This is a genomic window from Sphingobium sp. (assembly GCF_049304695.1).
Taxonomy (GTDB): Bacteria; Pseudomonadota; Alphaproteobacteria; order Sphingomonadales; family Sphingomonadaceae; genus Sphingobium.
Map to the genome: position 1 here is coordinate 88399 of NZ_JBAQOK010000096.1, position 13836 is coordinate 102234.

The window sequence follows — 13836 nt, forward strand, 5'->3', positions numbered from 1 at the left end:
GATTTGAATCAAGGCGCTGGGCGAAAGTTCTGCTAGTGTATCGATTATAGTTTCAGGGGGTATCATGCAGCGAGGGAACGAGCGCTTTGTCGAACGCCTGCCGCTCGTGCTGCATCGCTCGTGGTATAGCTATCTCCTGACAGCGGCATTTTGCGGCGCTGCTTTGGCGCTGCGCTATGGGGCCGAACCGCTTCTGCCGTCCGGTTATCCGTTCGTTACCTTCTTCCCGGCGGTGATCCTGGCGTCGTTCCTGTTCGGAATCAGGCCCGGCATATTCGCCGCGATTCTGTGTGGCGCGCTGTCGTGGTATTGTTTCATTCCGCCCTATGGCAGTTTGGCGATGAACCCGGCCGTGGCGGTCGCGATGATTTTCTACATGATGGTCGTGTGCATCGACATATTGCTCATCCATTATATGCAGCGCGCCAATTTCCATCTGGCGGTCGAGCGCGAACGCAACCGGACGCTAGCCGACAATCGCGCACTGCTTTTCAGCGAATTGCAGCATCGTGTGTCGAACAATCTTCAGGTCGTCGCCGCAATGCTGGCGCTCCAGCGTCGCCATGTCGATCATGATGATGCGCGTCGAGCGCTGGACGACGCATCGTCGCGCGTGGCGCTGGTCGGCCGGATCAGCCGCGCGCTCTATGATCCATCGGGCGCGGGGCAGGACATTGCGATCTTCCTCAAAAGCCTGACCCACGATGTGGTCGAAGCGAGCGGGCGCACCGACGTCACGGTGAAGGTGTCCGCGCCAGACGGCGTCGTGATCGAATCGGACATCGTGGTGCCGCTGGCGCTGGTGGTGGCGGAGGCAGTGAGCAATGCCATCGAACATGGGCTGCCCGATTGTGCAGGCACGATTGCGGTAACGCTGAAACAGGATGCCGGCGCGCTGATACTGCGCGTGATTGACGATGGCTGTGGGCTGGCCCCAGGGTTCAGGTTGGGCGAGAGCGGGTCGCTGGGCCTGCGGATCGCCAGCGCGCTGGCGGGGCAATTGGGGGGCAGTTTTTCGCTTTCGCCGGGCGCGGAACAGGGGGCCGTTGCGTCGCTTCACCTGCCCGCACGAACGGCCTGTTGATCGCCGTGCTATTCTGCCGCTTGGCGGCGGCGATCCGCTCGGCTATGACCCGGCCCATGCTGACCAAAACCATGACGCGCATCGGCGCGGTGACCGCCCCGATTCTGCTCGCCGCGCTGCTGAGCGGGTGTGCGACATCGAAGAACAAGGCCGACACCCAATATGTCGCCCGCGACGTATCGACGCTGTATAACAGCGGCAAGGAGCGGCTGGACCGCGGCCAGTATAAGCTCGCCGCCGCGCTATTTGACGAGGTAGAGCGTCAGCATCCCTATTCGCCCTGGGCGCGGCGGGCGCAGCTCATGTCGGCATTCAGCTATTATATGAACACCGACTATGCCGAATCGATTTCGGCGTCGCAGCGTTTCCTGTCGATCCACACTGGCAACAAAGACGCGCCCTATGCTTATTATCTGATCGCGCTTTGCTATTATGAGCAGATTGCCGACGTCACCCGCGACCAGAAGATCACGAAACAGGCGCTGGATTCGCTAGGCGAACTGATCCGTCGTTATCCCGACACGCGCTACGCTGCCGACGCGCGGTTGAAGATCGATCTGGTCAACGACCATCTGGCCGGCAAGGAAATGGAAGTCGGTCGTTTCTACCAGCGGCGTGGCCAGTGGCTGGCCGCGACCCTGCGTTTCCGCATGGTGGTCGACAAATATCAAACGACGACTCACGCGCCTGAAGCGCTGGAGCGGCTGGTCGAATCCTACCTGTCGCTGGGCATCCCCGACGAAGCGCGCAAAGCCGCTGCCGTGTTGGGTGCGAACTATCCCGGCTCCAAATGGTATGAGCGGTCCTACAAGCTGATGCAGCAACATGGGTCGAAAGCGTAACGCGACCCCTTTACTTGTTCCCCTTATGTACATTGAGGGGTAGAAGCCTGTCATGCTGACTTCGCTGTCCATCCGCAATGTCGTCCTGATCGAGGCGCTGGACCTGGAGTTCGGCGCGGCGCTTTCCGTGCTGACCGGAGAGACGGGGGCAGGAAAGTCGATCCTGCTCGATTCGCTGGGACTGGCGCTGGGCGCGCGCGCGGACAGCGGACTGGTGCGCAATGGAGAGGCGCAGGCGAGCGTCACTGCGACTTTCGATCCGCCATCGACGGGCCATCGTGCGTCAGCCTTGTTGATCGACAACGGTATCGAACTGGAACCGGGCGAACCGCTCATCATCCGGCGTATGGTGAAGGCGGACGGCGGCAGCCGGGCATTCGTCAACGACCAGTCCTGTTCGGCGGCGCTGCTGCGGGAACTGGGCGGATCGCTGGTGGAAATCCATGGCCAGCATGACGATCGCGGGTTGCTTAATGCGCGCGGGCATCGGGCGTTGCTCGACGCTTATGGCCGATGCGAGTCCAGGGGTGTGGCGGCGGCGCATGGCGCATGGCGCAAGGCAGCGGCCACGCTGGCCGAAGCGCGCGAGAGCGTCGATAGCGCGGCGCGCGATCGCGACTATCTGGCGCACGCGGTTGAGGAACTGACATCATTCGCGCCCGAACCGGGAGAGGAGGCGACGCTGGCACAGGAGCGCGCCACGATGCAGAAGGGCGCGCGGCTGGCCGACGACCTGACGGCGGTGAGCGATTGCCTGACCGGATCGAATGGCGGGCTGGCGCAGTTGCGACAGGCGGCGCGAAGGCTGGACCGCATAGCGAGCGAAGAGCCGCTACTGACTGCCGTGCTGGAAGCACTGGACCGGGCCGTAGTGGAAGCGGGGGAGGCAGAGGACCGTCTGGCGGAGGCTGGCGATGCGCTCAGTTTCGATCCGGCGCGTTTGGACAATATGGAGACCCGGCTATTCGACCTGCGCGGGTTGGCACGCAAGCATCAGGTGCAGCCGGACGATCTGGCTGCACTGCGCGACGAAATGGCTGATCGGCTCGCCGCGATCGAGGGCGGTGAAGAGCATATCGCCGCGCTGCAGAGCAAGGTCGCGCAGGAAGCGGCACATTATCGTGCGGCCGCGCAGGCCTTGTCGAACGCGCGCACGGCGGCGGCCGGGCGTCTGGATGCGGCGGTGGCCGCTGAACTCGCGCCATTAAAGCTGGATGCCGCGCGGTTCCGCACTGTTGTCGCGCCGCTGGATGAGGGGCAGTGGACGGGGCAGGGCATGGATCGGGTGGAGTTTGAAATCTCGACCAACACCGGCGCTCCCTTTGCCCCTCTGACCAAGATTGCATCAGGCGGCGAATTGTCGCGCTTTATCCTGGCGCTGAAGGTCGCGTTGGCGGAGCAGGGCGGGGCGGATACGCTCATTTTTGATGAGATCGACCGTGGCGTGGGCGGCGCGGTGGCGTCTGCCATCGGGGATCGGCTTGCCCGGCTGGCACAGGCGAATCAAATCCTCGTCGTCACCCACAGCCCGCAGGTCGCGGCGCGCGGTGCTGGCCATCTGCTGATAGCCAAGTCGAGCGACGGCACGGTCACGCGCACAGGCGTGCATGCTCTGGATGTGGCAGAGCGGCGCGAGGAAATCGCGCGGATGCTGTCCGGCGCGGAAATCACGGCGGAAGCGCGCGCGCAGGCGGAGCGATTGCTGGAGACGGTTTAACACCAGTGATGTCGCCATCCGTGTTCCCGCTTTCGTGGGAACACGCCGCACATGTCGCAGGCGCTTTCCCAGCCATGCTACTGTCGCTAAAGCATCCCAATGACCGACCCTGCCCCCCTGTCCGACGCTGAAGCCGCCAACCGCCTGATGCGTCTGGCGCGGGAAGTGGCCAAGCATAATCGCCTTTACCATGACGAGGATGCGCCGCAGATCAGCGACGCGGCCTACGATGCGCTAATCGCGGAAAACAACGCGCTGGAAGCAGCCTTTCCGCATCTGGCCCGCGCCGATTCGCCCAATGCCCAGGTCGGGGCCGCGCCGACGTCGGCCCTGAAGAAAATCCCTCACGCCGTCCGCATGATGAGCCTGGACAATGGCTTTGCCGATGCGGACATTGCCGAATTTATTGCGCGCGTGCGCCGCTTCCTGGCACTGCCCGTCGATGCGCCCGTGGCGATGACCGCCGAACCCAAGATCGACGGCCTGTCCTGTTCGCTCCGCTATGAAAAGGGCGAACTGGTGCTGGCCGCGACGCGCGGGGACGGGGCGACGGGCGAAGATGTGACCGCCAACGTCCGCACCATCAGCGATATCCCGCAGCGTTTGAAGGGCGCGAACATCCCCGACCTGTTCGAGGTGCGGGGCGAAGTCTATATGGCCAAGGCGGATTTCTCCGCCCTCAATGCCCGACTGCTGGCCGAAGCGGACGAGCCGGACAAGGCGCGCCAGTTCGCCAATCCGCGCAACGCCGCCGCCGGATCGCTGCGGCAGAAGGATGCGAGCGTGACAGCCAGCCGTCCGTTGCGATTTCTGGCCCATGGCTGGGGCGCGCATTCCGCGCTGCCCGCCGACACCCAACTGGGCGTGATGCAGGCGATTGCTGCATGGGGGCTGCCAGTGTCGGACATCCTGGCTTGCGTCGACAGCTTGGACGCCCTGATCGCTCATTATCGCGGGATTGAAACGGCGCGCGCCGATCTCCCGTTCGATATCGACGGCGTGGTGTATAAGGTTGATCGGCTGGGCTGGCAGCAGCGGCTGGGCTTCGTGGCAAAGGCGCCGCGTTGGGCCATCGCGCATAAATTCCCCGCCGAACGTGCGCAAACCACGCTGGAGGCGATCGACATTCAGGTCGGACGCACCGGCAAGCTGACCCCCGTTGGTCGCCTGACACCTGTCACCGTTGGCGGCGTGGTCGTGTCCAACGTCACGCTGCACAATGCCGACGAGATCGCGCGGCTAGGCGTGCGGCCCGGCGACCGCGTGGTCGTGCAGCGGGCGGGCGATGTGATCCCGCAGGTGGTGGACAATCTGACGCGGGATGAGGATCGCAAACCCTACGTCTTTCTGGCGCAATGCCCGATCTGTCACAGCGAAGCGGTCCGGGAGGAAGGCGAAGTCGAATATCGCTGCACCGGCGGGTTGATCTGTCCGGCGCAGCGGTTCGAACGGTTGCGCCACTTCGTCAGCCGGGTCGCGCTGGATATCGAAGGTCTGGGCGAAAAGTCGATCCAGGAATTTATCGATTTGGGCTGGATTACCGAACCTGCCGACATCTTCCGCCTCAAGCGCCATCGCACCGAACTGTTGGAGCGGGAGGGGTGGAAGGAAAAGTCGGTCGATAATCTGTTCGCCGCGATCGAGGCGAAACGGGAACCTGACGCCGCACGCCTGCTCTTTGGCCTGGGCATTCGTCATGTCGGCGCGGTGACTGCACGGGACCTGCTCAAACGCTATACGACGCTGAAGGGGGTGCGCGCGCTGGCGCTGGAGATCATCGCGCTGCGCGACGCAGCCGTGACCCAGGAGGGTGAAGAGGAGAGCAAGGCCTGCAATCGGATGGATAAGGCAATTGCCGAACATATCGGCGTGGAAAATGTCGGGTCCGCCGTCGGCCACGCGCTCGCCGATTTCTTCCATGAACCCCATAATGTCACGGCGTGGGACGATCTATTGTCGCAAGTATCCCCGCCCCCCTATGTCGTGGAAACCACCGCCAGCGCCGTCACCGGAAAGACCGTCGTCTTTACCGGCAAGCTGGAAACCATGAGCCGCGACGAGGCCAAGGCGCAGGCCGAACGGCTGGGCGCGAAGGCGGCAGGATCGGTCAGTGCGAAGACTGATCTGGTCGTCGCCGGTCCAGGCGCGGGGTCGAAGCTGAAGCAGGCTGCGGCGTTGGGGATAGAGGTCATCAGCGAAGAGGATTGGGCGGCGATCGTGCGGGCGGCGGGATAAATTCCTCCTGCAAAGGGCCGCTCATTTCGCGAGCGGCCCTTTGCAGGAGAGGTGAATGGTCAGGCCACTCCTTCGACCTTGTCCTGGGTCTTCGTCGCGAAATCGCCGGAGTCGTGGCGTTCGTGCAGTTGCTCCTCCAATGGACCGTTCACCTTGTTGACCATACGTCCGCGCCTCGCGGCGGGGCGCGCATCGATCTGTTTGGCCCAGCGCAGGACGTTGGTGTAGCTGGCCGCATCGAGAAACTCCGCCGCGTCATAGGCGCGGCCTAATACCAGTCCGCCGTACCAGGGCCAGATTGCGATGTCGGCGATCGAATATTCATCACCCGCCATAAATTCATTGGTCGCCAGATGCCGGTCGAGCACATCGAGCTGCCGCTTCACTTCCATGGCGTAGCGGTTGATCGGATATTCGAATTTTTCCGGGGCGTAGGCGTAGAAATGGCCAAAGCCACCACCCAGCAGCGGTGCGCTGCCCATTTGCCAGAATAGCCAACTCAGCGCCGCCGTGCGCTTGGCCGCGTCGGTTGGCAGGAATGCGCCGAACTTTTCCGCCAAATAATGCAGGATTGCGCCAGATTCGAACACGCGCTGCGGCGGGGACACGCTATGGTCCATCAGTGCGGGGATTTTGCTGTTGGGATTGACGGCGACGAAGCCGCTGGAAAACTGATCGCCATCGCCGATTTTGATCAGCCATGCGTCATAGCTGGCCTGGCTGACGCCTGCTTCCAGCAATTCTTCCAGCAGGATCGTGACCTTCTGCCCGTTGGGCGTAGCGAGCGAATAGAGCTGGAGCAGATGTTTACCGATCGGCAGGTCCTTGTCATGGGTTGGCCCGGCGGTCGGCCGGTTGATGTTGGCGAACTGTCCGCCATTGCCCTTTTCCCAGGTCCAGACGCGGGGCGGAGCATAGGCTGGCGTGTCAGTCATGATTGAAATCCTCATGATGAAGAAGCAGGGTTCGGGCGAGAGATGGGCATGGCACGGAAGCGTAACAAGCCTGTGTTAGCAGCAGCCGGGCGCTGCCCTTCACCCGTCTGTCCCATTATGTTCGACCGGCGGCAATTTTTCTGCATGACGCCCTTGACCACAATTCGATCTCGACCATATGAAGGCGCGCTAGCACTCTCCAACAAGGAGTGCTAACAAACACAGGTTCACGGGAGCAGGGTGAACGGATCGGGCGTTTGTGGAGGGCAAACCCCTCCGGCTCGATGCGGCACTCCCTCCCAAGCGTAAGGGAAAGGCAATCAACATGGCATTTCGTCCGTTGCACGACCGTGTCCTCGTTCGCCGCATTGAAGCGGAAGCGAAGACAGCCGGCGGGATCATCATCCCCGACACCGCCAAGGAAAAGCCACAGGAAGGCGAAATCGTCTCCGTCGGCACCGGCACCAAGGCTGAAGATGGCAAGGTTACGCCGCTCGACGTCAAGACCGGCGATCGCATCCTGTTCGGCAAATGGTCCGGCACAGAAGTCAAGGTCGATGGTGAAGAGCTGCTGATCATGAAGGAATCGGACATTCTGGGCGTCATCGCCTGAATTTATTCAGCCGATGATTTCTGCTCAGTGACGGTGTGAACTTCGCAATTTTCCAATTTTAGATAGAGGTAAAAGATCATGGCAGCGAAGGACGTAAAGTTTTCGCGTGACGCCCGTGAGCGCATTATGCGCGGCGTCGACATCCTGGCCGATGCGGTCAAGGTGACCTTGGGGCCAAAGGGCCGCAATGTCGTCATCGACAAGAGCTTTGGCGCGCCCCGCATCACCAAGGACGGTGTTTCGGTCGCCAAGGAAATCGAACTGAAGGACAAGTTCGAGAATATGGGCGCCCAGATGGTGCGCGAAGTAGCCTCGAAGACCAACGACATCGCCGGTGACGGCACGACCACCGCGACCGTATTGGCGCAGGCGATCGTGCGTGAAGGCATGAAGTCGGTTGCCGCCGGCATGAACCCGATGGATCTGAAGCGCGGCATCGATCTGGCCGTGATCAAGGTTGTCGAGGACATCAAGGCGCGTTCGAAGCCAGTCGCTGGCACCGCTGAAATCGCTCAGGTTGGCATCATCTCCGCCAACGGCGACCGTGAAGTCGGCGAAAAGATCGCCGAAGCCATGGAAAAGGTCGGCAAGGAAGGCGTCATCACCGTGGAAGAGGCCAAGGGTCTCGACTTCGAACTGGACGTCGTCGAAGGCATGCAGTTCGACCGTGGCTATCTGTCGCCTTACTTCATCACGAACCCGGAAAAGATGTCGGTCGAACTGGCTGACCCTTATATCCTGATTCACGAGAAGAAGCTCAGCAACCTTCAGTCGATCCTGCCGATCCTGGAAGCCGTGGTCCAGTCGGGCCGTCCGCTTCTCATCATCGCGGAAGACATTGAAGGCGAAGCGCTGGCGACTCTGGTCGTCAACAAGCTGCGCGGCGGCCTGAAGGTCGCGGCTGTCAAGGCACCGGGCTTTGGCGATCGTCGCAAGGCGATGCTGGAAGACATCGCCGTCCTGACCAAGGGCGAAGTGATTTCGGAAGACCTGGGCATCAAGCTGGAAACCGTTACGCTGTCCATGCTGGGCACCGCCAAGCGCGTTACCATTGACAAGGACAACACCGTCATCGTTGATGGCGCTGGCGCTCATGATGCGATCAAGGGCCGTACCGAGCAGATCCGTCAGCAGATCGAGCACACCACCTCGGACTATGACAAGGAAAAGCTGCAGGAACGTCTGGCCAAGCTGGCTGGCGGCGTTGCCGTCATCAAGGTTGGCGGTGCGACCGAGATCGAAGTCAAGGAACGCAAGGACCGCGTCGACGACGCTCTGCACGCAACCCGTGCAGCCGTCGAAGAAGGCATCGTCCCCGGTGGCGGCACCGCGCTTCTTTATGCGACCAAGGCGCTTGATGGCCTCAAGGGCATCAACGACGACCAGACGCGCGGCATCGACATCGTCCGCAAATCGCTGACCGCTCTGGTTCGCCAGATCGCCAGCAATGCGGGCCAGGATGGCGCCGTCGTTTCGGGCAAGTTGCTGGATCAGGACGACACGTCGTTCGGCTTCAACGCTTCGACCGATACCTATGAAAATCTGGTTGCTGCCGGCGTTATCGACCCGACCAAGGTCGTGCGTACAGCGCTTCAGAACGCTGCCTCGGTTGCTGGTCTGCTGATCACCACCGAAGCCACGATCGCCGAACTGCCCGCCGACGACAAGTCGCCGATGGGTGGCATGCCCGGCGGCGGCATGGGCGGCATGGGCGGCATGGACTTCTAAGTCCCAGCTACCTGACGCAAAACGCAAGAGGGTCGACGCAGCAATGCGTCGGCCCTTTTTCGTTGAGGCACCCTGATGCCAGTCAGGAAAATATTAACCGAAAAATAAATGAAAGCTGCGATGACCGGATAGGGAACCGGAGACCCGCCATTTTGCGTGATTTGAGGACATTTCTGGAAAGACGCAAAGCAGGTCAGTCCGTGCAGGATGCAGACGTGCGCCGCAGCCTGATCGAATCGCTCTATGCTTCACCTGCATCGCTGACCATCGGAGCGATCACCGGCGCAGCGGTTGGTATTGTGATCAGCAGCATGACGAACGGCCGGGCCATTCATGGGGTGGTCGTGGCCGTATGCCTGGTCGCTGCCCTGCGTGTGGTATCCGCGATATTCTTTCACCGGCAACTGGTGCGTGGCACTGCAGTCGCCTCACGCCGCTGGGAACTGGCCTATGAACTGGGCGCATGGGCTTATGCCGGGCTGCTGGGGCTTATGAGTTTCGTCACGCTGATCGGATCTGCCAATCCTGTCATCCATATGCTCAGCGTATCGATGGCTACTGGCTATGCAGGCGGCATTTCCGGGCGCAACGCGGGCCGAGTGCAGATCGCTATCGGTCAGGTGTGCCTGGCGCTGTTGCCAACCGCGACGGGCCTGTGGCTGGACGGATCGACCGGCTATCGCGTGCTGTCGATCGCAATGGTCATGATGGTGCTGGGCTTGGCCGAAATCAGTTCGACTACTCACCGCATCGTTGTGCAGGCGCTCATCGGCAAGCGCGACAAGTCGCTGCTCGCGGAAAAGTTCGAACGGCTGGCACGCTTTGACAGCCTGACGGGCCTGGAAAATCGCATGGCGATGCAAATGCGCCTGCGCGAGATTTTCGATCATAGCGAAAAGCGCAATGATGCTGTTGCGATCCTGTGGATGGACATCGACCGGTTCAAGGAAATCAACGACTCGCTGGGGCATATGGTCGGCGACCAGCTACTGCGTAGTGTCGCAGAGCGGTTGAGCGAGGTCGTGCAGGAGCGGGGACGTATCGCCAGGTTCGGCGGCGATGAATTTGTCATCGTCTGCCCCGATACCGACCGGGTAACCGCGGCGGAGATCGCGCAGGAAATCATAAGCTATTTCGCCCACGGTTTCGATCTGGCTGACAATCATCTGCAAGTGACCGCGTCAATCGGTTACGCCATCGCGCCGCAGGATGGCCGCGACATGGATGAATTGATGCAGCATGCCGATCTGGCGCTGTATGAGGCCAAACGCGATGGCCGGAACCGTGCGTCCAGCTTTAACTGGTCGCTCAAGGAGCGGTTCAATCGCCTGCACGAAATCGAGACGGGCCTCCGTCGTGCGCTAGACGGCAATGAGCTTAAATTATTGTTTCAGCCGATCGTTGCGCTGGACACGGGGTATATAGAAGCATGCGAAGCGCTGTTGCGCTGGGATCATCCCGTGCTGGGACCAATCCCGCCGTCGGAATTCATCCCGATCGCTGAAAGCATCGGCATGATCGAGCCAATGACGGCGTGGGTTTTGCGTCAGGCCTGCATCGCTGCGACATCTTGGCCTGCTGAAGTGCGGATTGCCATAAATATTTCCCCCGCATCGCTTAAGTCGCACGACTTGCCCGGCCATGTTATCGCGGCTTTGCTGGAAACGGGGATGCCTGCCCGCCGTCTGGAACTCGAAGTGACCGAATCCATCTTCCTTGATGATAGCGGCCAGACCAGCACCATATTGCGGGAATTGCAGCGTATCGGGTTGCGGCTGGCGCTTGACGATTTCGGGACCGGTTATTCCTCGCTATCCTATTTGCGTTCCTATCGCTTCGATACGCTCAAGGTGGACCAGAGCTTCATGGCCGGAGTCAGCGCTCATGTCGAAGACCGGGCTATTGTCCGCGCGATCGGCAACCTTGCTCGGGATTTGTCCATGAGCACGGTTGCTGAAGGCATAGAGACACGCGACCAACTCAACCATGCGCGCGAAGCCGGCTTTACCAGCGTTCAGGGCTATCTATTCAGCAGGCCGGTTCCAAGCGAACGCATTGCTGAAATGATCGCCGCTGGCCCGCTCGAAGGTGAGCAGCGGCCCGATTCCGTGTTGCACGTGCGCCGCCGACGTCCCTGAGGATGGAAAGCGGTTGCTTTCAACGTAGGCGAGCCTGAGCGCTCGCCAGCCGCCGCATCATGCGCAGGTCGCGATCGGACAGTGTCAGCGCAGCGTCGGTCCATATCTCAACGACGTCGGTCAACTCCTCTAACGTAAGCGGGTTGACCCGCCGCCCCGCCCGGTTGATGCCGACATAGCCAGCATGATGGGCACTATGATCCCTGATCCATTCCGCCGTGGCCGTTTCCCCTTCGCCAGTTTCAACGACCTGCGTGACGATGCCCATGTCATACATTTCCTGCGCGGTGTAGATGCGCCCTTCGGTCATCATCTGACGTGCCATGACCGGACCGACCCGCCGCGACAGGATGGAATAAGCACCCATACCTGGGAAAAGACCGAACAGCACTTCGGGTAGCCCAAACCGTGCCTGCCGCTCCGCAATGATGACATCGAAGCACATCAACGCTTCCAGTCCGCCGCCAAGCGCGTCGCCCTGTGCCAGTCCTATGTTGATGATATTCATGTCGTTGCAATGCCAGATGCGATCCACGATCTCGCAACATGCCACGCCATATTTCAACAAAGTCGCGCGATCCCGTCGCTGGATACATTCGGCAAACATCTCCAAGTCGCCGCCCAGATTGAACACGCCAGGAAAGCGTGATCCCAAAACCATGAATTTAAGCGCACCATTTGTGCCACCGAAAACCCGGCTGCTTTCTCGCTGCCAGGTCATCGTGTCTCTGATCAGGCCCATGTTGGAATTTGGCCGCTCGTGCGGCGTCATAAATGCCCACAGGGTAGCTAGGTCGGCATCCCATCGAACATCGATCTGGCCAAGATCGAACAGGGATGACCGCCCTGCATCCGTCAGTGAAACCTCGACCGCATCGCCATGCAGCGCGAAGCTTTCATCCTCCACTGGCTCCATATCATCTGCAATCGGATTAAACCGTCCTGAATCAATCATATGCGACCCCTTTTTCTTATTAGGAATGAACAGATCAGGCTTGGTGACAGCATGCAATCAACCGGCGCTGGATGAATAGTGCGTTAACCATTTTTGTTTGAGACTGTTGCAAACGCGCCGCCCGAAAACAGTGCGGTTGAGAATTAACGTTGCGCAATTGCAACAATTGCCCCTCTTTTTCTGTCCGTGAGCGAAGGAGGAAAACCCCTATTAACCTTTGTGCATTATCCCCGTCACATGATCGAACGCCGTCAAGACTTTCAAATTGTTACACTGTCGCTTCAGGACGGCGCAGGCCGGGCATGGTCGCTGCGCCTGTCAGCAGACTGTATGCGCTTTATCGGCGCCTATCGCCGTGTTGAAGGTTTCAACATCGACGCAATGGCTTTGTTTGACGGCGCGAAGCGCTCAGGCTGAGCCCTTGTATGCACGCGCGTTCGATCTTAGAGCGCGAAACGTGACCAAAGCCAGATTTTCATTTTCCATCGCCGCGACGGACGGCAAAGCCCGCACGGGCACCATCGAGATGCAGCGCGGTGATATTCGCACTCCTGCGTTCATGCCAGTGGGTACGGCCGCGACCGTCAAGGCGATGCGCCCGGCGGAAGTGCGTGCAGCAGGCGCGGATATCATTTTGGGCAACACCTATCATCTAATGCTGCGCCCAAGTGCAGAGCGCATGGCGCGACTGGGCGGCCTGCATGGATTTATGGGATGGGACCGGCCGATCCTGACCGATAGCGGGGGATATCAGGTGATGAGCCTTTCCGCGCTGACGAAGCTGAGCGAGCAGGGCGTTGCCTTTTCGAGCCATATCGATGGGTCGAATCATATGCTGACCCCGGAACGATCAATGGAAATCCAGCGTATGCTGGATAGCGACATCGTCATGGCGTTCGACGAATGCACTAAGAACGGTTGCACGCATGACGAAGCGGCGCGGTCCATGGAACGATCAATGCGCTGGGCCAAACGATCGCGTGACGGGTTCGATGCTGGGGGCGATCATGCGGAGCGCGCTGCCCTGTTCGGGATACAGCAGGGGTCGCTGAACCGGGAATTGCGACAGGAATCTGCGCAGAAGCTGATCGACATCGGCTTCGATGGTTATGCCGTGGGCGGGCTGGCGGTTGGAGAGGGACAGGAAGCTATGTTCGCGACGCTGGATTTCGCGCCGGACATGTTGCCCACGGACAAGCCGCGCTATCTTATGGGTGTAGGCAAGCCCGACGATATTGTCGGCGCGGTCGAGCGAGGTATCGACATGTTTGATTGTGTCTTGCCTACGCGAAGTGGTCGGAACGGTCAGGCATTCACGTGGGCGGGGCCACTCAACATCCGCAATGCCCGTTTTGCCGAAGATATGGAGCCGCTTGATGTGCGATGTGGCTGTCCGGTGTGCGCCACTTGGGGTCGGGCCTATCTTCACCATCTGGTCAAGGCAGGGGAAATGTTGGGCGCGATGTTGATGACCCAGCATAACATCTATTTTTACCAGCAATTGATGCAGGAGGTCCGCGACAGCATCGCGGCCGGCGAATTCGCTACTTTCGCGGCAGATTTTCGCCGGGACTATCAGCGCGTGTGAG

11 protein-coding genes are annotated in these 13836 nt (G+C 60.6%); 9 read left to right on the forward strand and 2 right to left on the reverse strand.

Going from position 1 to position 13836, the window contains the following annotated elements; translation table 11 throughout:
* The first annotated feature begins 64 nt into the window (after nt 1-64).
* The 4 genes from WA070_RS19795 (at nt 65) to ligA (ending at nt 5878) form a co-directional block, all read left to right on the forward strand.
* Nucleotides 65-1084, forward strand: a complete 1020-nt coding sequence (locus WA070_RS19795; RefSeq protein ID WP_422635627.1) for a sensor histidine kinase — start codon at nt 65-67, stop codon at nt 1082-1084.
* Between the two features lie 56 nt (nt 1085-1140).
* Nucleotides 1141-1926, forward strand: coding sequence for an outer membrane protein assembly factor BamD (locus tag WA070_RS19800; protein ID WP_422635628.1), 786 nt, complete (start codon nt 1141-1143; stop codon nt 1924-1926).
* Between the two features lie 52 nt (nt 1927-1978).
* Complete coding sequence (gene recN / locus WA070_RS19805; RefSeq protein ID WP_422635629.1) at nt 1979-3643, forward strand: DNA repair protein RecN; 1665 nt, start codon at nt 1979-1981, stop codon at nt 3641-3643.
* A gap of 99 nt (nt 3644-3742) precedes the next feature.
* A complete protein-coding gene (gene ligA, locus WA070_RS19810) occupies nt 3743-5878 on the forward strand; it encodes an NAD-dependent DNA ligase LigA (protein WP_422635630.1) in 2136 nt (711 codons plus the stop codon).
* 59 nt (nt 5879-5937) lie between these two features.
* On the opposite strand, the gene yghU is transcribed toward ligA, so the two are convergent.
* Nucleotides 5938-6813 (reverse strand): glutathione-dependent disulfide-bond oxidoreductase, encoded by an 876-nt coding sequence (yghU, locus tag WA070_RS19815; protein WP_422635631.1) that lies wholly within the window; start codon nt 6811-6813, stop codon nt 5938-5940.
* A gap of 325 nt (nt 6814-7138) precedes the next feature.
* On the opposite strand from yghU, the gene groES reads away from it, so the two are divergent.
* The 3 genes from groES to WA070_RS19830 all read left to right on the forward strand — a co-directional run bounded on the left by groES (nt 7139) and on the right by WA070_RS19830 (nt 11292).
* Entirely contained in the window at nt 7139-7426 is a 288-nt protein-coding gene (gene groES / locus WA070_RS19820; protein WP_422635632.1) for a co-chaperone GroES, read from the forward strand.
* Between the two features lie 78 nt (nt 7427-7504).
* A complete protein-coding gene (groL, locus tag WA070_RS19825) occupies nt 7505-9154 on the forward strand; it encodes a chaperonin GroEL (RefSeq protein WP_422635633.1) in 1650 nt (549 codons plus the stop codon).
* A 200-nt stretch (nt 9155-9354) separates the two neighbouring features.
* The gene (locus WA070_RS19830; RefSeq protein WP_422635634.1) at nt 9355-11292 is read left to right on the forward strand and encodes a putative bifunctional diguanylate cyclase/phosphodiesterase; all 1938 of its coding nucleotides are present in this window, start codon (nt 9355-9357) and stop codon (nt 11290-11292) included.
* A gap of 19 nt (nt 11293-11311) precedes the next feature.
* Here WA070_RS19830 and WA070_RS19835 read toward each other — a convergent pair whose 3' ends face one another.
* The gene (locus tag WA070_RS19835; protein ID WP_422635635.1) at nt 11312-12247 is read right to left on the reverse strand and encodes a crotonase/enoyl-CoA hydratase family protein; all 936 of its coding nucleotides are present in this window, start codon (nt 12245-12247) and stop codon (nt 11312-11314) included.
* 237 nt (nt 12248-12484) lie between these two features.
* On the opposite strand from WA070_RS19835, the gene WA070_RS19840 reads away from it, so the two are divergent.
* Complete coding sequence (locus WA070_RS19840) at nt 12485-12664, forward strand: hypothetical protein (protein WP_422635636.1); 180 nt, start codon at nt 12485-12487, stop codon at nt 12662-12664.
* A 40-nt stretch (nt 12665-12704) separates the two neighbouring features.
* The gene (tgt, locus tag WA070_RS19845; RefSeq protein WP_422635637.1) at nt 12705-13835 is read left to right on the forward strand and encodes a tRNA guanosine(34) transglycosylase Tgt; all 1131 of its coding nucleotides are present in this window, start codon (nt 12705-12707) and stop codon (nt 13833-13835) included.
* Nucleotide 13836 lies beyond the last annotated feature (1 nt).

Coding starts and splice junctions, on each gene's coding strand:
- WA070_RS19795 (WP_422635627.1), top strand. CDS start 65: ATGCAGCGAGGGAACGAGCGCTTTGTCGAACGCCTGCCGCTCGTGCTG.
- WA070_RS19800 (WP_422635628.1), top strand. CDS start 1,141: ATGCTGACCAAAACCATGACGCGCATCGGCGCGGTGACCGCCCCGATT.
- recN (WP_422635629.1), top strand. CDS start 1,979: ATGCTGACTTCGCTGTCCATCCGCAATGTCGTCCTGATCGAGGCGCTG.
- ligA (WP_422635630.1), top strand. CDS start 3,743: ATGACCGACCCTGCCCCCCTGTCCGACGCTGAAGCCGCCAACCGCCTG.
- yghU (WP_422635631.1), bottom strand. CDS start 6,813: ATGACTGACACGCCAGCCTATGCTCCGCCCCGCGTCTGGACCTGGGAA.
- groES (WP_422635632.1), top strand. CDS start 7,139: ATGGCATTTCGTCCGTTGCACGACCGTGTCCTCGTTCGCCGCATTGAA.
- groL (WP_422635633.1), top strand. CDS start 7,505: ATGGCAGCGAAGGACGTAAAGTTTTCGCGTGACGCCCGTGAGCGCATT.
- WA070_RS19835 (WP_422635635.1), bottom strand. CDS start 12,247: ATGATTGATTCAGGACGGTTTAATCCGATTGCAGATGATATGGAGCCA.
- WA070_RS19840 (WP_422635636.1), top strand. CDS start 12,485: ATGATCGAACGCCGTCAAGACTTTCAAATTGTTACACTGTCGCTTCAG.